The sequence below is a fragment of the Streptomyces sp. BK239 genome (genome assembly GCF_004217285.1).
Taxonomy (GTDB): Bacteria; Actinomycetota; Actinomycetes; order Streptomycetales; family Streptomycetaceae; genus Streptomyces.
This window is the reverse complement of the sequence record NZ_SHKS01000004.1, coordinates 63,319-84,254: the sequence shown is the minus strand read 5'-3', so window position 1 is coordinate 84,254 and position 20,936 is coordinate 63,319. Positions and strand designations below refer to the sequence as shown.

Annotated in this window: 23 protein-coding genes and 2 pseudogenes; 9 read left to right on the top strand and 16 right to left on the bottom strand. The window is 71.8% G+C overall.

The window, feature by feature from the left end:
- Positions 1–8: 8 nt before the first annotated feature.
- Positions 9–188 carry a hypothetical protein gene (locus EV567_RS13910; protein ID WP_130439777.1) on the top strand — a complete coding sequence of 60 codons (180 nt, stop codon included), beginning with the start codon at positions 9–11 and terminating at the stop codon, positions 186–188.
- Positions 189–377: 189 nt separating this feature from the next.
- A complete protein-coding gene (locus tag EV567_RS13905) occupies positions 378–2,438 on the top strand; it encodes a restriction endonuclease (protein ID WP_207228769.1) in 2,061 nt (686 codons plus the stop codon).
- An 11-nt stretch (positions 2,439–2,449) separates the two neighbouring features.
- Here the strand turns inward: EV567_RS13905 and EV567_RS13900 are convergent, their stop codons facing one another.
- The 5 genes and pseudogenes from EV567_RS13900 to EV567_RS13880 form a co-directional block, all read right to left on the bottom strand.
- Entirely contained in the window at positions 2,450–3,079 is a 630-nt protein-coding gene (locus tag EV567_RS13900; RefSeq protein WP_130439775.1) for a hypothetical protein, read from the bottom strand.
- A 70-nt stretch (positions 3,080–3,149) separates the two neighbouring features.
- A complete protein-coding gene (locus tag EV567_RS13895; protein WP_130439773.1) occupies positions 3,150–3,434 on the bottom strand; it encodes a hypothetical protein in 285 nt (94 codons plus the stop codon).
- Positions 3,435–3,567: 133 nt separating this feature from the next.
- Positions 3,568–3,924, bottom strand: a pseudogene (locus EV567_RS13890) (DUF5829 family protein); the annotation flags it as partial.
- A 56-nt stretch (positions 3,925–3,980) separates the two neighbouring features.
- Positions 3,981–5,213: an RNA-guided endonuclease TnpB family protein gene (locus EV567_RS13885; RefSeq protein ID WP_130439771.1), complete on the bottom strand. Its 1,233-nt coding sequence runs from the start codon at positions 5,211–5,213 to the stop codon at positions 3,981–3,983.
- A gap of 173 nt (positions 5,214–5,386) precedes the next feature.
- Positions 5,387–5,626: pseudogene (locus EV567_RS13880) on the bottom strand (DUF5829 family protein); the annotation flags it as partial.
- Positions 5,627–5,789: 163 nt separating this feature from the next.
- On the opposite strand from EV567_RS13880, the gene EV567_RS13875 reads away from it, so the two are divergent.
- Positions 5,790–6,392, top strand: coding sequence for a DUF4291 domain-containing protein (locus EV567_RS13875; RefSeq protein WP_130439769.1), 603 nt, complete (start codon positions 5,790–5,792; stop codon positions 6,390–6,392).
- Between the two features lie 37 nt (positions 6,393–6,429).
- Here the strand turns inward: EV567_RS13875 and EV567_RS13870 are convergent, their stop codons facing one another.
- Positions 6,430–7,545 (bottom strand): AI-2E family transporter, encoded by a 1,116-nt coding sequence (locus EV567_RS13870; RefSeq protein ID WP_130439767.1) that lies wholly within the window; start codon positions 7,543–7,545, stop codon positions 6,430–6,432.
- A 94-nt stretch (positions 7,546–7,639) separates the two neighbouring features.
- On the opposite strand from EV567_RS13870, the gene EV567_RS13865 reads away from it, so the two are divergent.
- Both EV567_RS13865 and lnt read left to right on the top strand, forming a co-directional pair.
- Positions 7,640–8,164: a nuclear transport factor 2 family protein gene (locus tag EV567_RS13865; protein ID WP_130439765.1), complete on the top strand. Its 525-nt coding sequence runs from the start codon at positions 7,640–7,642 to the stop codon at positions 8,162–8,164.
- A 70-nt stretch (positions 8,165–8,234) separates the two neighbouring features.
- Positions 8,235–9,803: an apolipoprotein N-acyltransferase gene (gene lnt, locus EV567_RS13860; RefSeq protein ID WP_130439763.1), complete on the top strand. Its 1,569-nt coding sequence runs from the start codon at positions 8,235–8,237 to the stop codon at positions 9,801–9,803.
- On the opposite strand, the gene EV567_RS13855 is transcribed toward lnt, so the two are convergent.
- Both EV567_RS13855 and EV567_RS13850 read right to left on the bottom strand, forming a co-directional pair.
- A complete protein-coding gene (locus EV567_RS13855; RefSeq protein ID WP_130439761.1) occupies positions 9,721–10,632 on the bottom strand; it encodes a Gfo/Idh/MocA family protein in 912 nt (303 codons plus the stop codon). The two genes, lnt and EV567_RS13855, sit on opposite strands and share 83 nt — an antisense overlap.
- A gap of 10 nt (positions 10,633–10,642) precedes the next feature.
- Positions 10,643–11,872 carry an FAD-dependent monooxygenase gene (locus EV567_RS13850; RefSeq protein ID WP_130439759.1) on the bottom strand — a complete coding sequence of 410 codons (1,230 nt, stop codon included), beginning with the start codon at positions 11,870–11,872 and terminating at the stop codon, positions 10,643–10,645.
- 92 nt (positions 11,873–11,964) lie between these two features.
- Between EV567_RS13850 and EV567_RS13845 the strand changes: the two genes are divergently transcribed.
- Both EV567_RS13845 and EV567_RS13840 read left to right on the top strand, forming a co-directional pair.
- Positions 11,965–12,558, top strand: coding sequence for a TetR/AcrR family transcriptional regulator (locus EV567_RS13845; RefSeq protein ID WP_130439757.1), 594 nt, complete (start codon positions 11,965–11,967; stop codon positions 12,556–12,558).
- A 74-nt stretch (positions 12,559–12,632) separates the two neighbouring features.
- Entirely contained in the window at positions 12,633–13,148 is a 516-nt protein-coding gene (locus tag EV567_RS13840) for a DinB family protein (protein WP_130439755.1), read from the top strand.
- A gap of 23 nt (positions 13,149–13,171) precedes the next feature.
- Here EV567_RS13840 and EV567_RS13835 read toward each other — a convergent pair whose 3' ends face one another.
- From EV567_RS13835 to EV567_RS13800, 8 genes are all read right to left on the bottom strand, one after another.
- Positions 13,172–13,645 carry a tetratricopeptide repeat protein gene (locus tag EV567_RS13835; RefSeq protein ID WP_130439753.1) on the bottom strand — a complete coding sequence of 158 codons (474 nt, stop codon included), beginning with the start codon at positions 13,643–13,645 and terminating at the stop codon, positions 13,172–13,174.
- Between the two features lie 144 nt (positions 13,646–13,789).
- Positions 13,790–14,473, bottom strand: coding sequence for a uracil-DNA glycosylase (gene ung, locus EV567_RS13830; protein WP_130439751.1), 684 nt, complete (start codon positions 14,471–14,473; stop codon positions 13,790–13,792).
- Positions 14,474–14,553: 80 nt separating this feature from the next.
- Positions 14,554–16,134 carry an ABC transporter substrate-binding protein gene (locus EV567_RS13825; RefSeq protein ID WP_130439749.1) on the bottom strand — a complete coding sequence of 527 codons (1,581 nt, stop codon included), beginning with the start codon at positions 16,132–16,134 and terminating at the stop codon, positions 14,554–14,556.
- A gap of 167 nt (positions 16,135–16,301) precedes the next feature.
- Positions 16,302–17,063, bottom strand: a complete 762-nt coding sequence (locus EV567_RS13820; RefSeq protein ID WP_130439747.1) for an SDR family oxidoreductase — start codon at positions 17,061–17,063, stop codon at positions 16,302–16,304.
- A gap of 51 nt (positions 17,064–17,114) precedes the next feature.
- Positions 17,115–17,876 (bottom strand): 3-oxoacyl-ACP reductase FabG, encoded by a 762-nt coding sequence (gene fabG, locus EV567_RS13815; RefSeq protein WP_130439745.1) that lies wholly within the window; start codon positions 17,874–17,876, stop codon positions 17,115–17,117.
- A gap of 103 nt (positions 17,877–17,979) precedes the next feature.
- The gene (locus EV567_RS13810) at positions 17,980–18,399 is read right to left on the bottom strand and encodes a DUF3037 domain-containing protein (protein ID WP_130439743.1); all 420 of its coding nucleotides are present in this window, start codon (positions 18,397–18,399) and stop codon (positions 17,980–17,982) included.
- Complete coding sequence (locus tag EV567_RS13805; protein WP_130439741.1) at positions 18,396–19,151, bottom strand: HipA family kinase; 756 nt, start codon at positions 19,149–19,151, stop codon at positions 18,396–18,398. The genes EV567_RS13810 and EV567_RS13805 overlap by 4 nt, the downstream gene beginning before the upstream one ends.
- Positions 19,152–19,292: 141 nt before the next feature.
- Complete coding sequence (locus EV567_RS13800; protein ID WP_407071587.1) at positions 19,293–19,811, bottom strand: helix-turn-helix domain-containing protein; 519 nt, start codon at positions 19,809–19,811, stop codon at positions 19,293–19,295.
- A gap of 19 nt (positions 19,812–19,830) precedes the next feature.
- Here EV567_RS13800 and EV567_RS13795 point away from each other — a divergent pair, with 19 nt between their 5' ends.
- Together EV567_RS13795 and EV567_RS13790 are read left to right on the top strand one after the other, a co-directional pair.
- Complete coding sequence (locus EV567_RS13795) at positions 19,831–20,208, top strand: hypothetical protein (protein ID WP_407071586.1); 378 nt, start codon at positions 19,831–19,833, stop codon at positions 20,206–20,208.
- Positions 20,209–20,416: 208 nt separating this feature from the next.
- Positions 20,417–20,896 (top strand): diadenosine tetraphosphate hydrolase, encoded by a 480-nt coding sequence (locus EV567_RS13790; protein ID WP_130439739.1) that lies wholly within the window; start codon positions 20,417–20,419, stop codon positions 20,894–20,896.
- The last annotated feature ends 40 nt before the right edge of the window (positions 20,897–20,936 follow it).

Genomic DNA, 20,936 nt, shown 5'->3' with positions numbered 1-20,936 from the left:
CTGTCGCCATGTCCCCCAGTTCCGTGGTCCGTGGTTCCGTGCGCTCCGCCTCCGAGGTGAACGAGCAGATCCGTGCGCTGTGGCAGCGCACCGGCGGCAGTCTGTCGGCCGAGGACCGGTCCGAGTACGAACTGCTGGTCGTCGAGTGGGCGGCGGCCGTGCGGGGCGACGTGGTCAGGGCGGCATAGCGGGCGGCGGCGCAGGAGGGGGCATCCCCCGTCGTACGCGTGCCCGCACGTGAGCGTTCGGCCTGCCGGAGCGGTCCCGCCGGGCGGGTGCGAGAGGCCCTGGTCGCTGGTCGGAGTCGTTTCGCCGTGAGTGGTTGTGGGGACAACCAATTGGCTTCGGCTGTCGAGTACGGGGAGGGCCCGCAGCACATGAGTCGTCGCTCTACTGGTTTCGTCGGCGTCTGGGCCGAGATGCAGCGGCAGCAGCAACGCCAACTGGACGCCGAAGCCAGACGGCGACGACTTCAGGAGCAGCAGACGCGCGCCTACGAGCGGCGGGCCGTGCAGAGCCACCGCGAGTACCGGCACGCGGAGGCGGTGCGGCGCACGGAGGAACTGGACGCGCAGGTCGCCTCCCTGCAAGGCCTCCTCGTCACGGGCTGCCAGGCCCCTCCCTTCCGGGCCTGCGCCCTCCTGCGGGCGGAGGACGTACAGCCCTTCGCCCCGGGGCCGTTGGCGCACCCCGTGCCCATGCCGAAGTTCCACCACTACCAGGCGCAGGGCGGCTGGAGCGCGAGTCGCCGGGCGCAGGCCCAGGCCGACGCGCAGGCGCGCTTCGAGCACGACTGGCGCGCCGCCCAGGCCGCCGAGGCCGAACGGCAGCGTCAACTGGCCTCCTACCAGCGGGAGTACCAGCAGTGGGCCGACGCCCGGCTGGCCGAGGTGCGACGGCACAACGCCGCCGTCACCGCCGTCACCGACGGGGTGCGGCGCGGGGACCCCGAGTCCGTCGTCGAGTACTTCTCCGCCGCGCTGTACGCCTCGACCGCGTGGCCCGAGGCCTTTCCTCGCCAGGTCGCGGCGGCCTACGACCCGGCGGCCCGGCAGCTGGTGCTCGACTGGGACCTGCCCCCGTACACGGTCGTCCCCGAGACCAAGTCCGTGAAGTGGACGGCCGCGACCGACCAGTACAAGGAGACGCCCCGCCCGGTGAGCCGGCGACGCGCTCTGTACCGGGAGGTGCTGGCGCAGTGCGTGCTGCTCGTCCTCCACGAGCTCTTCGCGGCCGACGACCAGGGCGTGCTCGAATCGGTGGCCCTGAACGGGTTCGTCGACGGACACGATCCGACGACGGGCCGCCCGGGCCACATCTTCCTCTCGACCGTCATGGCCGCGCGCTCCTCCTTCCGGGACCTGCGTCTGGCCCAGGTGGACGCCGGCAGCTGCCTGGCCGACGCGCTGCGCGGACAGCTGTCGGCCCGGCCGGACCAGCTCACGCCCGTACGGCCGGGCCGTCGGCCGCAGGAGGTCGGCAACCCGGTCGTCGCCCACGGCGGCGGCGAGGAACCGGACCTGTTCGCGATGGATCCGGTCGCCTTCGAGGGCCTGGTGGCCGACCTCTTCCGCGCGATGGGCATGCAGGCGGTGACCACCCAGCGCTCCAACGACGGCGGCGTGGACGTCGACGCGCTGGATCCGACGCCGATACGGGGCGGCAAGATCGTCGTCCAGGTGAAGCGCTACCGCAACACGGTTCCGCCCACCGCCGTGCGCGACCTGTACGGGACGGTGCAGGACACCGGTGCCAACAAGGGTGTCCTGGTGACGACTTCGGGGTTCGGCCCCGGCTCGCACACTTTCGCCAACGGCAAGCCGCTGGAACTGGTCTCGGGAGCGGAGCTCGTCGACCTGCTGCATCGTCATGGACTGAGCGGGCGGCTCGGCGACGGGGGCCGGCAGGCCGGCGTGCAGCCGTCCCCTTCACCGCCGGACGCCCAACTGCCGCCGGACTACAACGTCCTGGGCATGTCGTGGACCGGACGCGTCGCGCTGGACGTGTGCGCTCTCGTCTGCCGCGGCAACCGCGTTCTCAGCGACGATCACTTCGTCTTCTTCAACAACCCGGCGACACCGGACGGTTCGGTGCGCGCCCTGCCAGCCACGGCGCCCGACAAGGCCGCGGTCTGCGTCTCCTTCGAGGGGTTGCCGGCCGAGGCCGACCGGTTCGTGCTCGTGGCCGCCGTCGACCCCGAGGTCGACCCGGACGCCGACCTCTCCGGCTTCACCGACGCCCGCATCCGCCTCCTCGACCCCGCCCTGACCGAACTGGGGCAGTTGGAGGTCTCCGACGGCCGGCCAGGCGAAACGGCCCTGGTCCTCGGCTCCTTCCGCCGCAGGGCGAACGGCGACTGGGACTTCGTCCTGGGCGGCAGGGGCTACCCGGGCGGCCTGGAGGAACTCGTGCGGGACTTCGGCGTCGACGTGGAGTGAACTGCATCGCCTCAGAGACCGCCGTCCGTCCTGCGGGTCCACAGCGAGAGGTCGCTGCTCGTCGCGACGGCGAGGGTCTGCCCCGTCGGTGAGAAGCCGACGGCTCGCATCTCGGAGTGGTCGCAGTGGAAGACGTGCCACCAGTCGCCGCCGTGCCGACCGGCGTGCGGCAGGCCGCCGTCGCGGGAGAGCAGGACGCGTTCGTGCGGCCACGCGGGGACGACGACCTCCACGGTCCAGCCGTCCGCGGTCGTGGTGTGCAGCCCGCCCCCGTAGAGCCCGGCGATGTGCACCCTGCTTCCGACGACGGGGCCCAGGCCGGGGCACGACAGGTCGGCCGCCCCGTCAGGGGTGCTGTCCTCGGGGGCGGGGTCCCGGTCCCGGGCGATCCTCTCCCCCGTGACGGCGTCGAACAGACCGTGGCCGTCGTGCGAGACGACCATCACCATGTCGTGGCCGGCGCCGGGGTGCGAGGCGAACCCGATCCCGAGAAGTCCGCCCACCGCCGAGCACACGACCCGGCGCCACGGCTCGGGGGCCGGCAGCACAGGGGCCGCGAGGAGCCGGTCCCGCATCTCCCGCTGGTACGAGGAAAGCCCCGGCTCCGGGTCCTGCGGACCGGCCGGGGCTTCCTTCTTCATCCACTTCCACACACAGCCACGATCCCAGCTCACTCGGGTCTCGCCCAAGTGGATTCGGCCGGGGCGGCCGTCACGCGGAGGCCACCACCTCGCCGGCCACGACCTGCGGCGGGTTGGGAAGCAGCGCCGCGAGGTTGTCCCGTACGAAGTCCGCGGCCTTGGCGATCGATTCATCGGCGCCGGCCCGGTCCCGGAAGACGCTGGTGGAGACCATCACCCCGTCACCGGCGTCGATCCAGTAGTAGGCCACGAATCCGGAGACCTGCTGCATGAGCGGCACGAACCCCTCGTTCACGAGCCGAGCCGCCTCGGCGGCGTCGGTCACCCCTTCGTACCGCCGCACTGCTGCGTACATGTCCACGCTCCTCACGGCAATCAGCGTTCGTCCTCTGCTGAATCGCCGTACCCCTGCGACGGCCGGCCCGCCCACGAGGCGCGCGGCAATCACCTGAAGGGCCGCCTCGGCTGATCCGAACGGCGGCCCTGTCCTACCCGGCTGAGAGGGCTTGGCGAACGCCGTTGGGGGCGAACGTCCAGACGGCGTGGCTGCCGGGGCCGACGGTCAGGGTGGAGTGGCCGAGCCGCTCCACGTGCCGGGTCTTCGCGGGGCCGTTGAGGGACATGTCGACCCGCCGCAGTCCCGCTTGTTCGCGCGGGACGACGTCGAGGCGGATCGTGGTGCCGCCGTGCTCCGCGACGACGCCCCCGCCCGGCAGGCGCCGGACGGCGAACCCGCCGGCCCGCAGCAGCGGCACGGTGTCGGCCAGGTCGCCCTCGGTGACCGCGAGGTGCACGGCGGTCACGTCACGCATCAGATGGGTGCGGTAGTCGTCCGAGAGTTGACGTGCTCCTCGTCCTGAAGGGACGAGGATTCTGGCCTTCTCGACCGGTTGCCGTGCCGCTACGCGGCACGGTCTCCGGTCGGGAATCCGTGGCTTCCTGTTTCTTCGCGCTGTGCCGGGATCGCTCCCGGTCTTACCGGCGCTCCGCAGGCCGATACCGCCAGTCCGGCGGCCGTCTCGATGTTGATCGCGGCGTTGTGGTCACGGTCGTGGACGGTGCCGCACGCGGGGCAGGTCCATTCCCGCACATTCAGGGGTTTGGGCCCGTCCACGGTGCCGCAGGCGTGGCAGGTCTGGGAGGTCGGTTCGAACCGGCCGATCTTGACCAGGGTGCGCCCGTACCGTTCTGCCTTGTACGCGAGCATGCTGATGAATGATGACCAGCCGGCGTCGTGCACGGACTTGGCCAATCTGGTGCGGGCCAGTCCCGTCACCGACAGGTCCTCCACGGCGATCCCTTGGTTCTCGGCGATCAGCTGGGTGGAGAGCTGGTGGTGGAACTCGCGGCGCGCGTCAGTGACCTTGGCGTGGGCGCGGGCGACTTGCAGGCGGGCCTTGGCCCGGTTCTTGGATCCCTTCTGCTTGCGGGACAGCTCCCGCTGGGCCTTCTTCAGTTTCTTCTCCGCGCGCCGCAAAAAGCGCGGGGAGTCGATCTTCGTGCCGTCGGAGAGGACCGCGAAGTGGGTCAGGCCGAGGTCGATGCCGACGGTGCGGTCGGTCTGCGGCATGCGGGCGGCGTCGGCGGCGGGGTCGGTGTCGATGACGAAGGAGGCGAAGAATCTGCCCGCGGCGTCCCTGACGACGGTGACCGATGACGGTGTGACGGGCAGTGGGCGGGACCATTTCACCTTCACCGCCCCGATCTTCGGCAGGCTCAGACGGCCCTGGCCGGTGCTGCCGGTGATGCTCCAGCGGGCGTTGGCGGTGAACCGGATCGACTGCCGGCCGTCCTTGCGCGACTTGTAGCGGGGCGCTCTCAGTCTCGGGCCCTTGCGGGAGCCGTTGAGGGAGGCGAAGAAGTTCTTGTACGCGGCCTCGGCGTCCCGCAGGGACTGCTGGAGCACCACCGCGGAAACCTCCCCCAGCCAGGACCGCCCGGCTGTCCGCTTCGCCTCGGTGATCAGCTTCCTCGACAGCTCACCGGCCGTCGGAAACCGCTGCCCGGCCCTGCGGGCGTCCTCGCGGGCACGCACGGCGTCGTTGAACACGACCCGCGCACACCCGAACGCCCTCGCCAACGCGGCCTGCTGGACGGTGTCGGGGTACAACCGATAGGCGTACCGAAGCTGCATGACGATCACCTTAGAAGCCCGAACACCCACTGTCGCCGGGAACATGCGCGCGAAAGATCACCGTGGCGTGCACTGCCCCGCTCCGCCGGAACGACACCGCGACGCTCCACGTCGCCACCACGAGATTCGCTTCACCCCCGGCCTGAAGGCCGGAGCACCGCGAATGAATCCCGGTAGCGGCCGGTCCAGGTCTGTCCGTCCGTGCCGCTCGTGGTGCGGACCTGGAAGTTGGCGAAGTCCCGCAGGTAAGCGGAGTGTTCGATGGCGTCGGCGGTCTCCCGGTCGAGGACGCCGTAGGAGTGGTTGTAGAACAACAACTGCCGTTCGTACGAGGTGCTTCGGTCCTCGGCGTGTGCCGTCCCCACGCCGCCCCCGATCGCTCCGGAGAGGGCCACGGCGAGCACGACGATCATCCGTAATGTCCGGCGAATCAGCATGCGAGCGATCGTAGGGCGGGCAGGCCGCGCTTGTGGTTCTTTCCGGAGACCGAGGCGAGCGTTCGTTCGAGCCGCACGGGCCGCGGGGTGATCGAAAATCGGTGGCCCGCCGAGCCGTCGGGGCCGAAAACTGTCCGTCATGGAACACCCGCACCAGGAGATCCGCGAGATCCGCGCGCTCCACACGGCGTCCACGATCACCGTCTACCAGGCGTACGACCCCGCTGTCGGAGTGCCCGCCGTACGCCACGGCCGCTTCCCCTCCACGTGGCGGCGGAACCGCATGACGTGGATCAAACCCAGCTTCCTGTGGATGATGTACCGCTCCGGCTGGGGCACCGGTGAGGGGCAGGAGACCGTTCTCGCCGTCGAGATCACTCGCGACGGTTTCGACTGGGCGCTGCGCCACGCCTGTCTGTCGAGCCACGTTCGCTCCCTGCACCCCGATCGCGGCGCCTGGCAGCGCGAACTCAAGCGGGCGCCGGCCCGTGTCCAGTGGGATCCCGAACGCGACCTGAACTCACGTCCCCTGCCGTACCGTTCGCTGCAACTCGGGCTTTCCGGCGAGGCGTCGGCGCGCTACGCCGACGAGTGGACCGTGTCCATCAGCGACGTGACTCCGCTCGCCCGGGAGATCCGTGCGCTCGTCGCCCGCGGCGATCAGGACGCCGCGCGGGAGTTGCTTCCCCGGGAGCGGCCCTACCCCGCCGGTGACGAACTGCTCGCCCACCTGCGGCCCTGAGCGGCGCGCACGGCACCCGCCCGGTCGCCGGCGGACGTCACGACGGGACGGCCGCGCCCTCGGGCGACGCGTCGGGCTCCGGCTCCTGCGGAGGATCCGTGAGCTGTTCGCGGACGTAGTTCCAGACCACCGCCACCAGTGCGGCGACCGGTACCGCGAGGAAGCTGCCCACGACGCCGGCCAGACTGCCGCCCAGCGTCACCGCGATGAGGACCACCGCGGCGTGGAGGCCGAGACCGCGGCTCTGGATCATCGGCTGGAAGACGTTGCCCTCCAGCTGCTGCACCACGACGATGATCGCCAGCACGATCAGCGCGTCCGTCAGGCCGTTGGAGACCAGTGCGATGAGCACCGCGACGAAGCCGGCGAACAGCGCGCCCACGATGGGCACGAACGCCGAGACGAAGGTCAGCACCGCCAGCGGCAGAACCAACGGCACCTTGAGGATCCACAGGCCGAGGCCGATGAGGACGGCGTCCAGCAGTCCGACGACCGCCTGGGAGCGCACGAACGCGCCCAGTGTGTCCCAACCGCGTTCGGCCACGGTCGGGACGTCGGTGGCGAGCCGGCCGGGGAGCTGACGGGCCAGCCACGGCAGGAAGCGCGGGCCGTCCTTGAGGAAGAAGAACATCAGGAACAGCGCCAGCACGGCCGTGATGAGCCCGTTGACGACGGTGCTCACCCCGGTGACGACGGCGGTGACCGCGCTGCCCATTCCGTCCTGGGCCCGTGCGACCGCGCTGTCGAGACCCTTGGTGATCTGGGCGTCGTCGATGTTCAGCGGCGGTCCGGCCGCCCACTCGCGCAGCCTCTGCATGCCTTCCACCACGCCGTCGGTCAGGTCGCCGGACTGCGACGCCACCGGCACCGCGATCAGCGCCACGACGCCCACGGCGACCAGCAGGAACAGCACCGTCACGGTGGCCGCGGCCAGGGCGGGCGGCCAGCCGCGCCGGCGCAGGAATCGGGTCGGCGGCCAGGTCAGCGTCGTCAGGAGCAGGCCGACGACGAGCGGCCACACCACGGACCAGGTCCGTCCGAGCAGCCACAGGGCGACCGAGAGCATCACGAGGACCAGCAGCAGGTCGACGGATATGCGCGCGGACGCGCGCAGCGCGGCGCGCGTCTTCGTGGGGCTCAGGGTGGCAGGCATGGGGTCACCCTATGTGCAGCCGTGTGCGGCCGTGCCAAGGGCCATCCCCCGCACGGCCCTTGGCTCCGCGAGGTCCATGCCCAACACTCGGGTCATGACGCAGCGTGTGGAGCTCGCCACCGTGATGGACCGGCTGGCCGTCGACGGGTTGATCACGGAGTACGCGGTCGCGGTCGACGACGGGGACTGGGCGGCGTACCGGGAGTTGTTCACCCCGGACGGCCGGGCGGACTACCGTTCCGCCGGCGGGATCGAGGGGGACGCCGGGAAGGTGGCCGGGTGGCTCGCGGAGAGCATGCGGCTGTTCTCCATGCGGCAGCACCTGATCGTGAACCGCCGTGTCCGCTTCGGGGTCCTGGAGCGGGACCGGGGCGACACGGCGCACGTCCAGGCCGACTACCTCAATCCCATGCGGCTGGCAGGGGACGCCGCCCGCTTCGGGGACACGGGTTCCGGTGCTTCGGCCGGGCCTCCCGACTTCGTCTGCGGCGGCCGCTACTCCTTCGCCCTGCTGCGCACGGACGACGGCTGGCGGCTGCGCGAGGTGGTCGTGGCGGAGAAGTGGCGCCGGGCTCCGCGGCCGTCCGGGAACCGACCGGGCCCGATGCCCCGGGAGTGACCGACGCCATCTGGTCGGAGATCGTCCGGGGCGCGCACACTGGAGCCGTCAGTGGGTAGGGAGGTGCCGTATGAAGACGTTCGGTCCCTGGCTCACCTCCCCCTGGCGGCGTTCCGCTCTCGCGGCGCTGGCCGGCGCGCTGCCCGTGCCGGCGTTCCCGGCGCCCGCCCTGTGGTGGTGGGCGTGGTTCGCGCTGGTCCCGCTGCTGTTGCTCGTCCGGTCGGCCCCGACGGGCAAACGGGCGGCGTACGACGGCTGGTGCGGCGGCTTCGGGTTCATGCTGGCCATGCATCTGTGGCTGCTGCCGTTCCTGCACGTCTTCATCTTCGTGCTGGCCGCGCTGCTCGGTGCGTTGTGGGCGCCGTGGGGCTGGCTGGTGCGCCGGTTCCTCGGCGGTGCGCCCTCGCGGGGGCGGGCCGCGGCCGCGCTCGTCGTGCTGCCCTCGGGCTGGCTCGCCGTGGAGCTGGTCCGGTCCTGGCAGGCGCTCGGCGGGCCGTGGGGCGTGCTCGGGTCGAGTCAGTGGCAGGTGGAGCCCGCGTTGCGGCTGGCGTCCGTGGGCGGGGTGTGGCTGCTCAGCTTCCTGGTGGTGGCCGTGAACGTGGCGGTGGCCGTGCTCGTCGCGGTGCCGGCGCACCGGCTGCCCGCCGTGGCGGGGCTCGCGGCGACGGCCGCCGCGGCGTCCGCCGCGTGGGTGTGGTCGCCGCGGCCGGACGCCACCGGGCGGGTGGCCAGGATCGGCGTGGTGCAGCCGGGTGTGATCGACGGCCCGGACCGCCGTTTCGACCGGGAGGAACAGCTCACCCGCAAGCTCGCCGGGCAGGACGTGGACCTGGTGGTCTGGGGTGAGAGCAGCGTCGGCTACGACCTCGACGACCGGCCCGATCTGGCGCGCCGACTGGCGGCGCTGTCCCGTGAGACCGGTGCCGACATCCTGGTCAACGTGGACGCCCGCCGCTCGGACGTGCCCGGCATCTACAAGAGTTCGCTCCTGATCGGCCCGGACGGCCCGACCGGCGACCGGTACGACAAGATGCGGTTGGTCCCCTTCGGGGAGTACATCCCGGCCCGTTCGCTGCTCGGCTGGGCTTCCTCGGTCGGCAAGGCGGCCGGTGAGGACCGTAGGCGGGGCTCGAAGCAGGTCGTGATGGACGCGGGGCGGGGGCTGCGGATCGGGCCGATGGTGTGCTTCGAGACGGCGTTCCCCGACATGAGCAGGCATCTGGCCGGGGACGGCTCGGACGTGCTGGTCGCCCAGTCGTCGACATCGACGTTCCAGGAGAGCTGGGCGCCCGCGCAGCACGCCTCGCTGGGCGCCCTGCGCGCCGCGGAGACCGGCCGGCCGTTCGTGCACGCGACGCTGACGGGTGTGTCCGCCGTGTACGACGCGAACGGCCGGCCGGTGGGGTCGTGGCTGGGGACGGACGCGAGTTCGACGGCCGTCCACGAGGTGCCGCTCACCGACGGCGTCACCCCGTACGTCCGCTTCGGCGACTGGCCGACCCACGCGGCGCTGCTGGTCCTCGCGGCGGCGGCCGCCTGGGAGGGGACCCGGGCGGTCAGGCGGCGCCGGAGGTCTCCCGCACCGCTCGCACCACCCGCTCGCACAGTTCGTGAGTCGCCAGTGCGTCCCGGGCGCTGAGCACCTTGCCGGCGCGGACGGCGTCGAGGAAGGCCAGCACGGCCTGTTCGATGCCGCGCTGCCGGGCGACGGGCACCCAGTCGCCGCGCCGGCGCAGGGTCGGCTGGCCCTTGTGGTCGATCACCTCGGCGAGGTTGACGACCTGCCGCTTGGTGTCCTGCCCGGAGACCTCCAGGATCTCCTCGTTGGACCCGCTGAGCCGGTTCATCACCCCGAGCGCGGTGAAGCCGTCGCCGGCGAGCTGGAGCACGACGTGGTGCAGCAGGCCGTCCCGGACGCGGGCCCGCACGGTCACGTCGTCGACCGGCCCCGGCACGAGGAAGCGGAGCGTGTCGACGACGTGGATGAAGTCGTCGAGGATCATCGTGCGCGGTTCCTCGGGCAGTCCGGCCCGGTTCTTCTGGAGGATGATCAGCTCGCGCGGGTGGTCGGCGCACTGCGCGTAGCCGGGGGCGTAGCGCCGGTTGAAGCCGACGGCGAGGCTTGTGCCGCGCTCTTCCGCGAGGGTCACGAGCCGCTCGGAGTCGGCGAGTTCGTACGCCAGCGGCTTGTCGACGTAGGTGGGGACGCCCGCGTCCAGCAACCGGCCGACGATCTCGGGGTGGACGGCGGTCGGCGCGTGCACGAAGGCGGCGTCGAGGCCCTGGTCGAGGAGCGCGTCGAGGTCCCGGTGCCGGTGTCCGGCGGGGAGCCGCAAGGTGTCGCCGACCTGCTCCAGGGTGGCCGGGGTGCGGGTCTGGAGGTGGAGTTCGATCCCCGGCAGTGTGCCGAGCACCGGCAGGTAGGCCTTGCGCGCGATGTCACCGAGTCCGATGCAGCCGACCTTCACGGGGACTCCTTCACTGCTCGTCCGCGCCCTGCGTGTCCTGCTCGTCCGTGCCTGCCTGCACGGCAGCATACGGGGCCTGCGGGGGCCGCCAGTCGGCGATCCCGTCGAAGCCGCGCAGGACGAGGCCGGGGGCGGCCTTCGACGCCACGACGAGCACGCCGTCGCGGACGGCCGTCACCGCGCGGCCGCGTGCCATGTTGAGGCGGGCGATCCGCACGGCCTGGCGGGTGATCGTCGTCGTCCGGGGCAGCCGGGCGGCCGTGTAGGCGGCGAGGTCGTCGCCGTGATGGGCGAGGACGATCGCGTCCTCGACGGCCTGGTTGCCGCCCTGGCCGAGCGTCGGCGGCATGGCGTGCGCGGCGTCGCCGAGGAGGGCGACCCGGCCGCGGTGGTGGGCGGGCAGCGGCCGCGCCAGGTGGTGGACGTCGTGGCGCAGGACGTCCTCGGGGCGGGCGGCCGCCAGGACGGCGGGCACCGGGTGGTGCCAGTCGCCGAAGAGGCGCAGGAGTTCGGCCTTCTCGTCGTCGGGCGCGTGTCCCCCGGCGGGTGTCATGGCGGCGGCGTAGGCGTAGACGCGGCCGTCCTTGAGGGGGTGGGTGCCCCAGATGCGGCCCCTGCCCCAGGTCTCGTGCGAGGCGAACCGTGCGCCGGGCACGGGGATCACCACCCGCCAGGTGGTGAATCCGGAGTAGACGGGGCCGGGGTGGCCGGGGAAGAGGGCGCGGCGTACGGCGGAGTGGATGCCGTCGGCGGCGACCACCAGGTCGGCTTCCAGGTCGCCGTCAGGGGTGGTCACGCGGGCGGGGCGGCCGGAGGGGCCCGGGTCGCCGGGATCGGTGAGGGCGCCGGGCGTACCGGTGCGGACGGCGTCCGTCGGGAGCAGGGCGGCGAGGGTGTCGATGAGCGTGGCGCGGTGCAGCAGGACCAGGGGGCCGCCGAAGCGGGCGGCCGCCGCGTCCGCGTCGGAGCGGGAGAGCCAGCGCCCGCTCGGGGCGCGCAGCCCTCCGTCGCCCTGCCAGGCGGCGAGGTCGCGGATCCGGTCGCCGACGCCGATGACGTCGAGGGCGCGCAGGGCGTTGGGGGCGAGGGAGATGGCGGCGCCGACGGGGGCGAGGGAGGAGGCCCGTTCCAGGACGGTGACCCGCCAGCCGATGCGGTGCAGGGCCGCGGCGGCGGTGAGACCGCCGATGCCGCCTCCTATGACGACCGCCCGCCTCGGCCGCTCCTGGCTGTGCGCCATGACTCCTCCTGGGCTCGACCCTGCGCACTACATCCGTAGTACGCCACGCCTCGACTGTACTACGGGTGTAGTGAGCGGGGTAGGTTGACTGCATGTCCGCACGTCCCGCCCCAGACGCCTCGCGCGCTGAACTCGTCGCCGACACCGCCCTCGCCCTGCTCGCCGAGCGCGGCACGCGCGGCCTCACCCATCGGGCCGTCGACGAGGCGGCCGGGCTCCCTCAGGGCTCCACCTCCAATGTCGCCCGCACCCGCCAGGCGTTGCTGGAGCTGGCGGTACGCCGGCTCGCCGACCGTGAGGCCCGGACGCTCGCCCTGCACGAGCTTCCGGATCCGCGGGCCGGCCGGCTCCCCGTGGTGGACGCGCTCGCGCTGGCGACCCACCGGGCGCTCACCCGCGACCGCGAGCTGACGCTGGCCCGCTACGAACTGGCCTTGGAGGCCACGCGCCGCCCTGAGCTACGGGTTCATTTCGACGCGGCGGGGGCCCGCTTCCGGGAGCAGCTCGCCGCCCTCGTCACGGCGCTGGGATCGACGTCCCCCGAGCGGCATGTGCTGTCGCTGGTCGCCTGGGCGGACGGGCTGATGTTCTCCTGCGTGGCCGGTTCGTTCGGGGCGCGGACGCCGAGCCCGCAGGAGGTGCGCGCGGGGCTGTCGGAGCTGCTGGCGGGGATGCTGGGCGACTGAGGGGAGGGCGCGAGGGTGTGTGCGGTGGCTGAAAAGGCGTGGTGACCGTGGGCCGGCTGGGCGATCATGAAGTAATGACGACGACGCAGCGCACCGAACCCGCCCAGAACGCCGACGAACGCACCATGCTGGAAGGCTGGTTGGAGTACCACCGGCAGACCCTGGCCTGGAAGTGCGAGGGGCTCACCGACGCCCAGTTGCGGACCGCTTCCGCGCCGCCGTCCGAACTGTCCCTGCTGGGGCTGGTGCGGCACATGGCGGAGGTGGAGCGCGGCTGGTTCCGCGAGGTGCTCGTGGGTGAGGACGCCGAGCCGATCTACTTCAGCGACGAGGACCGCGACGGCGAGTTCCATCTCACCGAGGCGGACGGCTGGGAGGAGGCCCACGCCACCTGGCAGGCCGAGATCGAGATCGCCCGGCGCAACGCGGCCGGCTTCGAGCTGGACGACCTCTCCCGAGGGAAGAGCCGGCACAGCGGCGAGCCGTTCAACCTGCGCTGGATCTACACGCACATGATCGAGGAGTACGCCCGGCACAACGGTCACGCCGACCTGCTGCGCGAGCGCATCGACGGCGCGACCGGCGACTGACCGGGGGCCTTTCGAAAGACGCTCTAGAGAAGGTCGTCCGAGGCGCCCTCGCCGAGGCGCAGCTCCATGCGGCTGATCGCCGCGCGCACGCCGTCGCCGTAGCTGTCGTCGCCGAGGACGCCGGCCGTGCGGCGGGCCCGGCGGAGGTGGCTGCGGGCGGCCTCGGAGCGGCCCAGCCCGGCGTAGTCCGCCGCCAGGTTGAGGTGCAGGGAGGGGAACAGCGCCCGCACCTCCACCGAGGCGTCCTGGTCCTCCGCCGCTGTCAGCGCCCGCAGGTCCCAGGCGAGTTCGTCGAAGGGGTCGTCCTGGGTGTCCGCCAGGTAGTGGGCGAGGGTGCAGCGGTGCAGGGGGTCGCCGCCGTCGCCGAGTTCGGTCCACAGGTCGAGGAGGCGGCGCCGGGCCTCCTCGCGGTCTCCCCCGTGGTGCAGCATCACGACCTGGCCGATCCGTGTGAGCACGGAGTCCGGCGTCGCCTGCCCCTGTCGATGCTCCGCCACCGCGCCTCCCTGGACCTGTTGCGAGGACGTCGGGGCCGGTGCGACCGTCCGCCTGCTCCACGACGCGACGAATCTAGCCGCCTGCGGCGGCAATACCGGTCAGGCGGCACCGGGCCGGCCCGGGTGGAACCGGCCCGGAGGCGGTCAGCCGAGGTTCGGGACGGTCCAGTCGATCGGCTCGTGACCCTGCCGGGCCACCGCCTCGTTGATCTGGGTGAACGGGCGGGAGCCGAAGAACTTCTTCGCCGACAGCGGGGAGGGGTGCGCGCCCTTGACCACGATGTGCCGGCTCTCGTCGATCAACGGCAGTTTCTTCTGCGCGTAGTTGCCCCACAGGACGAAGACGGCCGGGTCAGGCCGGCCGGCCACCGCGCGGATCACCGCGTCGGTGAACTTCTCCCAGCCCTTGCCCTTGTGGGAGTTCGCCTCGCCGGAGCGGACGGTGAGGACCGCGTTGAGCAGCAGCACGCCCTGCTCCGCCCACGGCATCAGGTAGCCGTTGTCGGGGATCGGCGTGCCCAGTTCCTCGTGCATCTCCTTGTAGATGTTGCGCAGCGACGGGGGGATCTTGACGCCCGGCCGCACCGAGAAGCACAGGCCGTGCCCCTGGCCCTCGCCGTGGTAGGGGTCCTGACCGAGGACCAGCACCTTCACCCGGTCGTACGGCGTCGCGTCGAGCGCGGCGAAGACCTCGTCGCGCGGAGGGTAGACGGGGCCCTTCGCTCGCTCCTCCTCGACGAACTCCGTCAGCTCCTTGAAGTAGGGCTGCTGAAGCTCGTCGCCCAGCACTCCGCGCCAGGACTCGGGCAGCATGGCGATGTCGGTCACGTCAACGTCCTCCGTTGTGCGGTCGCTTCCAGGCCTCAGAACCTACAGGCGACCACTGACAAGGCGGCCGGCCGGTGCGCTCACCAGCTCGTCTTGCGGTACAGCTCGCCCACCATCATGATCGTCGACGGGTCCAGGGACCGTTCGCCGCCGGAGATGTCCTCGTTCGCCGCGAGGTACTGCTTGCCCTGCCAGAGCGGGAGCAGCCGGGCCTCGTCGACGAGAATCTGCTGCGCCCTCTCGAAGTCCTTGACCACGTTGGCGCGGTCGCTGGACTGGCGGGACCGCGGCAGCAGCACCTGGGTGATCTCCTTCTCCGGGTACGGCGTGCCGAGGGCGTTCTGCTCGCCGACGAACGGGGCGATGAAGTTGTCCGCGTCGGGGAAGTCCGGGGACCAGCCGCGGCCGAAGACGGGGTACTCGCCGTTCTGGTAGCCGAGAACGTAGGTGTTCCAGGGGCGGCTCTTGAGGGTGACGCGGAACAGGCCGGAGGCCTCGAGCTGCGCCTTGATCTCCTTGAACTCCAGGGCGGTGTCGGAGCCGTAGCGGTCGGTGGTGTACCAGAGGGTGAGCGGGACGGGTGTGCTGATGTCGGCGTCCGCCAGGATCCGCCGGGCCTTGGCCGCGTCGGGTTTGCCGAAGTCGTCGAAGAAGCCGGTCGTGTGGCCGGTCAGGCCCTTGGGGACCATGGAGTACAGCGGGTCCACGGTGTCCTTGTAGACCTTGTGGGCGATGGCGGGCCGGTCGATGAGCTGGGCGACGGCCCGGCGCACCGGCAGCCGGTCGGCCCACTCGTCCTTGGGGTTGAACACCAGGTAGTTGATGTTGCTGGCGGCGCCCTCGACGAGCTGGAGGCCGCCTTTGTCACCCTCGCCCTCCAGGGCGACGATGTCGTCGGCGGCGAGCCCCTGGTAGGTGATGTCGATCTGCTTCTTGCGCAGTGCCGCCACCATGTCGCCGGAGTCCTGGAAGTAGCGGATGTTCACCGCGTCGTTCTTGAGCTCGGCGTAGCCCTTGTAGCTGTCGTTGCGGACGAGTTCGGCCTGTCTTCCGCCTTCGTAGCCCTCCAGCCGGTACGGCCCGGAGCCGACGATGCCGTCCTCCTTGCGCAGGGCGTTCGCGGGGTAGTCGTCGGGGTCGACGATCGAGCCGGCCGGGGTGGCGAGCACGAACGGGAAGGTGGCGTCGGCCTTGTTGAGCTCGAAGACGATCACGTTGTCGCCGCTGACGGTGATCCGGTCGAGGCTGCCCAGCAGACCGGCGGGGCCGGTGGGGGCGTTGATGGCCTTGATCCGGTCGATCGAGTGCTTGACGGCCTTCGCGTCGAGCTTGTCGCCGTTGGAGAAGGTCAGGCCCTCGCGCAGTTCACAGCGGTAGGTGCGGCTGGAGGCGTCGGTGAAGCTGCAGCTCTTGGCGGCGTCGGGCTGGGGCGTGGTCGAGCCGTAGGGGTAGGCAAGCAGCGTCTGGTAGACGTTGCGGAACAGCTCCCAGGAGCCGTCCCAGGCGGCGGCGGGGTCCAGTGTGCTGGGGGCGCTGGTGGTGCCCACGACGATCGGTCCTGCGTCGTCGGAGCTTTCCTCTCCCAGGAGACTGCATCCGGCCACCAGGGATATGGACACGATCGCCGCGAATCGCTGCAAGGATCGGTTCCGGTTGAACACGCGCACGCTCCTCGATCTGCCATGCCAAGGGTTGGCAGACCATACCGCAGGCCTCCGCCGCGTGGGCGGCGGAGGTGGGGCGGTACTGCTGAGGCCGGTGATGACGACGTTGTCAGGGTGCGCGCGGCGGCCCGGGCGCCGCGAGGGCGCCCGGACGCGCGGTGCGGTCAGCCGACTCCGGCGTTGAGGAAGATGCCTCCGTCGACGACGAGGGTCTGGCCGGTGATCCAGGCGGACTGCTCGGAGGTGAGGAACGCGGTGGTGCCTCCGATGTCGGAGGGCACGCCGAGCCGGGCCAGCGGGTAGGCGGCGGCCGCCTCCGCCTCGCGGCCCTCGTACAGGGCCTGGGCGAACTTGGTCTTCACCACGGCCGGGGCGATCGCGTTGACCCGTACCTTCGGCGCGAACTCGTGCGCCAGCTGCACGGTCAGGTTGATCATCGCGGCCTTGCTGACGCCGTACGCGCCGATGAAGGGCGAGGCCGAAAGACCGGCCACGGAGGCGATGTTGACGATCGTGCCGCCGTTGTCCTTCTGCCAGGCGTGCCAGGTGCGCTGGGCGAAGCCGAGGGCGGAGACCACGTTGGTCTCGAAGACCTTGCGCGCCACGTCCAGGTCGAGGTCGGCGATCGGGCCGAAGACCGGGTTGGTGCCGGCGTTGTTGACGAGATGGTCGACGCGGCCGAAGGCCTCCATGGTGCGCTCGACGGCGGCGGCCTGGTGGTCCAGGTCGTGGGCCTTGCCGGCGACGCCGATGACCCGGTCCGCGCCGAGCTTGTCGACGGCTTCCTTGAGCGCGTCCTCGTTGCGTCCGGTGATGCAGACGCGGTCGCCGCGGGCGACGAGGGCCTCGGCGACGCCGTAGCCGATGCCGCGGCTGGCCCCCGTGACGAGGGCGACCTGGCCGGAGAGTGCGGGCAGTTCAGTCATTTCGTGATCCCCAGTGCTTTCTGGTGCTGCCTGGTGGCCTCAGTGGCCCTCTTAGTCGAGCGGTCCGCCGGCGACGTACAGCACCTGGCCGGAGACGAAGCCCGCGGCCTCGTTCGTGAAGAAGGCGATCGCGTTGGCGATGTCGTCGGGCTCGCCGACGCGGGCCACGGGGATCTGGGTGGCGGCGGCGGCCTTGAACTCCTCGAAGCCCATGCCGACGCGGGCGGCGGTCGCCGCGGTCATGTCGGTGGCGATGAAGCCGGGGGCGACGGCGTTCGCGGTGATGCCGAACTTGCCCAGCTCGATGGCGAGGGTCTTGGTGAAGCCCTGCAGACCCGCCTTGGCGGCGGAGTAGTTGGCCTGGCCGCGGTTGCCGAGCGCCGAGGACGAGGACAGGTTGACGACCCGGCCGAAACCGGCGTCGACCATGTGCTTCTGGACGGCCTTGGTCATCAGGAACGAGCCGCGCAGGTGCACTCCGAGGACGGTGTCCCAGTCGGAGACGCTCATCTTGAACAGCAGGTTGTCGCGGAGCACGCCCGCGTTGTTGACGAGGATCGTCGGCGCGCCGAGCTCCTCGACCACGCGGGCGACGGCGGCCTCGACCTGGGCCTCGTCGGAGACGTCGGCGCCGATCGCGACGGCCTTGCCTCCCGCGGCGGTGATCTTCTCGACGGTGTCCTTGCAGGCGGCCTCGTCGAGGTCGATCACCGCGACGGCGCGGCCCTCGGCGGCCAACCGGACGGCGGTGGCCGCGCCGATGCCGCGCGCCGCGCCGGTGACTACTGCGACCCGCTGCTCAGTGGTGGACATTGCTGCTACTCCTCGGGTGAGCGACCGCTTAGTACCTTCAGTACGACGTGACGCTAGAAGCCCTGGCACGCGGTGTCAACGGCATCCGCGTGCGTGTGATCCATTACCTGACGAGCAGGTTCAGCAACCGTTCGGTCTCGGCCACCGGGTCGGCGGTGAGCCCGGTGTGCACGGGGCCCGGCTGCACGACCGTCGAGCGGGGCGCGATCAGCCAGCGGAAGCGCCGCCCCGCGTCGTCGCCCGCCGCCTGCCCCGCCGCCTCGCCGCCGGCGCAGACGCCTTCCACGGCGCGCAGCGCGGCCCGGACGCCGGCCACGTCGGCGTCGGGGTCGAGGGCCAGCAGCCGAGCCTCGTCGAGGTGGGTGAGCGCGCCGACGTAGGACCGGGCGCGGCAGTAGAGGAGCACCCCGGCGTTGATGCACTCGCCGCGCTCCACACGGGGGACGACGCGCAGCAGGGCGTACTCGTAGACGTCCCGGTCGCTCGCCTGGCCGGGCCTGATGAAGTGGCGGTCGTCGCTCACTCGGTCCCCTTGATGCGTTCGTGGATGACGGCGGCGCGCGCGAGCAGGGGCGCCGCGTAGGCGTCGCGCAGCGCGTCCGGGGAGTCGAAGCCGGGCTCGTCGGCGAGCCAGGCGTCGGGGATCTCGGCGGTGACCTCGGCGAGCAGTCCGGCGGTGACGCGCGGGGCGAGTTCGGCGGCCGCGGCGGCGACATCCGGCCGGAAGGGGGTGAGCGCGTGGTCGGAGGCGTCGTAGGGGCGGGCCGCGGACGCCTGGGCGGAGGGCCAGTTGTGGTGCCAGATCATGGTGGCGCCGTGGTCGATGAGCCACACCTCGCCGCGGTGGAACAGCAGGTTGGGGTTGCGCCAGGAGCGGTCGACGTTGTTGGTCAGCGCGTCGAACCAGACGATCCGGCCGGCCTCCTCGCGGCTCACCGGGAAGGCGAGCGGATCGAAGCCGAGGGCCCCGGAGAGGAACTCCATGCCGAGGTTGACGCCGCCGCTGGTGCGCAGCAACTCCTGTACCTGCTGGTCGGGTTCGCCGAGTCCGAGCACCGGGTCGAGGGTGACGGCGGCCAGCGGGGGGACGCGCAGGCCCAGCCGGCGGGCGAGTTCGCCGCAGACGACCTCCGCGACGAGCGTCTTGCGGCCCTGGCCGGCGCCGCGGAACTTGACGGCGTAGGTCCCGTGGTCGTCGGTCTCGACGAGCCCCGGCAGCGAACCGCCCTCACGCAACGGCGTGATGTAGCGGGTCGCGGTGACCTCTCTCAGCATGTCCCTCAGGCTCCCCACCCATGTGGCCGTCGGCGGTGCGCCGATGACCGTGCGACGGTTGCCCCCGGCGTCCGGAGTCGAATGAGCATAGTAACCGAGCGTGATCGTCCGGCGGGCGTCGCGGTGGGCGGTGGTGACGCCTCAGCCGGCGGCAGGACGGGCACCCTGCGACCGGCTCGCCGCCAGGCCCCGGATCTCCTTGCGGAAGTCGAGCGGCGAACGCCCCGTGCGCTGCGAGAAGTACGCGCTGAACCGGGAAGGCGTGACGAAGCCGAGGCGGTCCGAGATCTGCGCCGCGCTCTCGTCGCCGTGCGCCAGCAGACGCTTGGCCTCCAGCACGACCCGGCGGTCGATGAACTCCTTCGCGCCGAGCCCGCCGCCGGCCAGTGTCGCCCGGGCGAGGGTCCGGCCCGAGTAGCCGAGCATCTGGGCGTAGTCCTCCACCCGCCGGGTGACGGTGAAGCGCCGTTCGACCGCGTCCCGGAAGCGCAGGTAGGTCTCGTCCGGCTCCGGGGCGGGGCCACCCGCCGGGACGGTGAGATGGGCCAGCCGCAGCAGGAGGACGGCGAGGAGGTGGCGCAGGGCGGCGATGTGCACGTCGAGCGGGAGCTGTCCGAGCGCCCGGAACTCGCGGCTCAGGTGCTCGGCGGCCAGGGACACCGCCTCGGCGTCGGCGTCTATGGGGGTGGTGAACTGCGCCGCGTTCGTCCGTCAGGACGACATCGGCGACGCGGCCGCCGCGGTGCTGTCACGGCCGGACGACCACGTGGGGGTGGTGTACGACCTGACCGGGCCCGATGCCCTCACGTTGGACGAAGCCGCCGTGATCCTTTCCGAGCGGCTCGGACGCCCCGTCGCCTACCGCCAGGAGACGGTCGAGGAGGCCTACGCCTCCCGCTCGTCCTGCGGCGTCCCGCAGTGGCAGCTGGACGCCTGGGTGTCCACGTACACGGCCATCGCGTCGGGCGAGCTCGACGGGGTCAGCGACGCGGTTCCCCGACTGACCGGCCGTCCCGCCACGCCTCTCGCCGACATCGTCAGCGCCGCGAGGCACTGACCCACGCCGCCCGCCAGAACCTCGTAACGCCAGAGTGTCGCTTTTTCACGTCGGTTTCCCCGGCGGCGCGGCGACGGCCCACGAGGCGCTGCCAGTTCTGCGACGTCATTCACCACGCCGCCGGGCCCGCCCACCGGCACGCCCTCTCCCCCACTGAAGCCGCCTGATCGCAGGGCGGTCCTCGATCGCCGCGACATAGGTTTCCGCCATGAACGGTGACTGGCGGAAGGACCGCATCGGGGCCGCGCTGCGCGGGGAGAACCCGACCGTGCTGCGGCGGTTGTCGGCGGGGTTCGCGGTGATCGGGGACGTCCAGTTCCTGCCGGGCTACTCGGTTCTGCTCGTGGACGATCCGGGAGCGCAGCGGCTCTCGGACCTGCCGAGGCCGAAGCGGCTGTCGTTCCTGTCGGACATGGAGCGGCTCGGTGAGGCCGTGGAGCTGGCCTGCCGGCGGCTGGATCCGGCCTTCAGGCGGGTCAACCTGGAGATCCTCGGGAACACGGACCCGTTCCTGCACGCACATGTCTGGCCGCGGTTCGACTGGGAGCCGGACGGTCTCGTGGGTGCTCCGGTGTGGCTCTACCCGCGTGAGCGGTGGAGTGACGAGCGGTTCAGGCTCGGCCCGCGGCACGACGTGCTGCGCGAGGCGATCGGCGGCGAACTGGACCGGCTGAGTTCGACGACCTGATGAATCCGAACGCCCCCCAGGTCCGGAATACACCCGAGAG

Excerpts from the sequence above, each read along its gene's own strand:
- EV567_RS13885 (WP_130439771.1), bottom strand. The coding sequence starts at position 5,213 with ATGCAGCTTCGGTACGCCTATCGGTTGTACCCCGACACCGTCCAGCAG.
- EV567_RS13910 (WP_130439777.1), top strand. The coding sequence starts at position 9 with ATGTCCCCCAGTTCCGTGGTCCGTGGTTCCGTGCGCTCCGCCTCCGAG.
- EV567_RS13850 (WP_130439759.1), bottom strand. The coding sequence starts at position 11,872 with ATGGCGCACAGCCAGGAGCGGCCGAGGCGGGCGGTCGTCATAGGAGGC.
- EV567_RS13865 (WP_130439765.1), top strand. The coding sequence starts at position 7,640 with ATGACGCAGCGTGTGGAGCTCGCCACCGTGATGGACCGGCTGGCCGTC.
- EV567_RS13790 (WP_130439739.1), top strand. The coding sequence starts at position 20,417 with ATGAACGGTGACTGGCGGAAGGACCGCATCGGGGCCGCGCTGCGCGGG.
- EV567_RS13820 (WP_130439747.1), bottom strand. The coding sequence starts at position 17,063 with ATGACTGAACTGCCCGCACTCTCCGGCCAGGTCGCCCTCGTCACGGGG.
- fabG (WP_130439745.1), bottom strand. The coding sequence starts at position 17,876 with ATGTCCACCACTGAGCAGCGGGTCGCAGTAGTCACCGGCGCGGCGCGC.
- EV567_RS13845 (WP_130439757.1), top strand. The coding sequence starts at position 11,965 with ATGTCCGCACGTCCCGCCCCAGACGCCTCGCGCGCTGAACTCGTCGCC.
- EV567_RS13895 (WP_130439773.1), bottom strand. The coding sequence starts at position 3,434 with ATGTACGCAGCAGTGCGGCGGTACGAAGGGGTGACCGACGCCGCCGAG.
- lnt (WP_130439763.1), top strand. The coding sequence starts at position 8,235 with ATGAAGACGTTCGGTCCCTGGCTCACCTCCCCCTGGCGGCGTTCCGCT.
- EV567_RS13870 (WP_130439767.1), bottom strand. The coding sequence starts at position 7,545 with ATGCCTGCCACCCTGAGCCCCACGAAGACGCGCGCCGCGCTGCGCGCG.
- EV567_RS13795 (WP_407071586.1), top strand. The coding sequence starts at position 19,831 with ATGGGGGTGGTGAACTGCGCCGCGTTCGTCCGTCAGGACGACATCGGC.
- EV567_RS13905 (WP_207228769.1), top strand. The coding sequence starts at position 378 with ATGAGTCGTCGCTCTACTGGTTTCGTCGGCGTCTGGGCCGAGATGCAG.
- EV567_RS13840 (WP_130439755.1), top strand. The coding sequence starts at position 12,633 with ATGACGACGACGCAGCGCACCGAACCCGCCCAGAACGCCGACGAACGC.
- EV567_RS13900 (WP_130439775.1), bottom strand. The coding sequence starts at position 3,079 with ATGAAGAAGGAAGCCCCGGCCGGTCCGCAGGACCCGGAGCCGGGGCTT.
- EV567_RS13875 (WP_130439769.1), top strand. The coding sequence starts at position 5,790 with ATGGAACACCCGCACCAGGAGATCCGCGAGATCCGCGCGCTCCACACG.
- EV567_RS13805 (WP_130439741.1), bottom strand. The coding sequence starts at position 19,151 with ATGCTGAGAGAGGTCACCGCGACCCGCTACATCACGCCGTTGCGTGAG.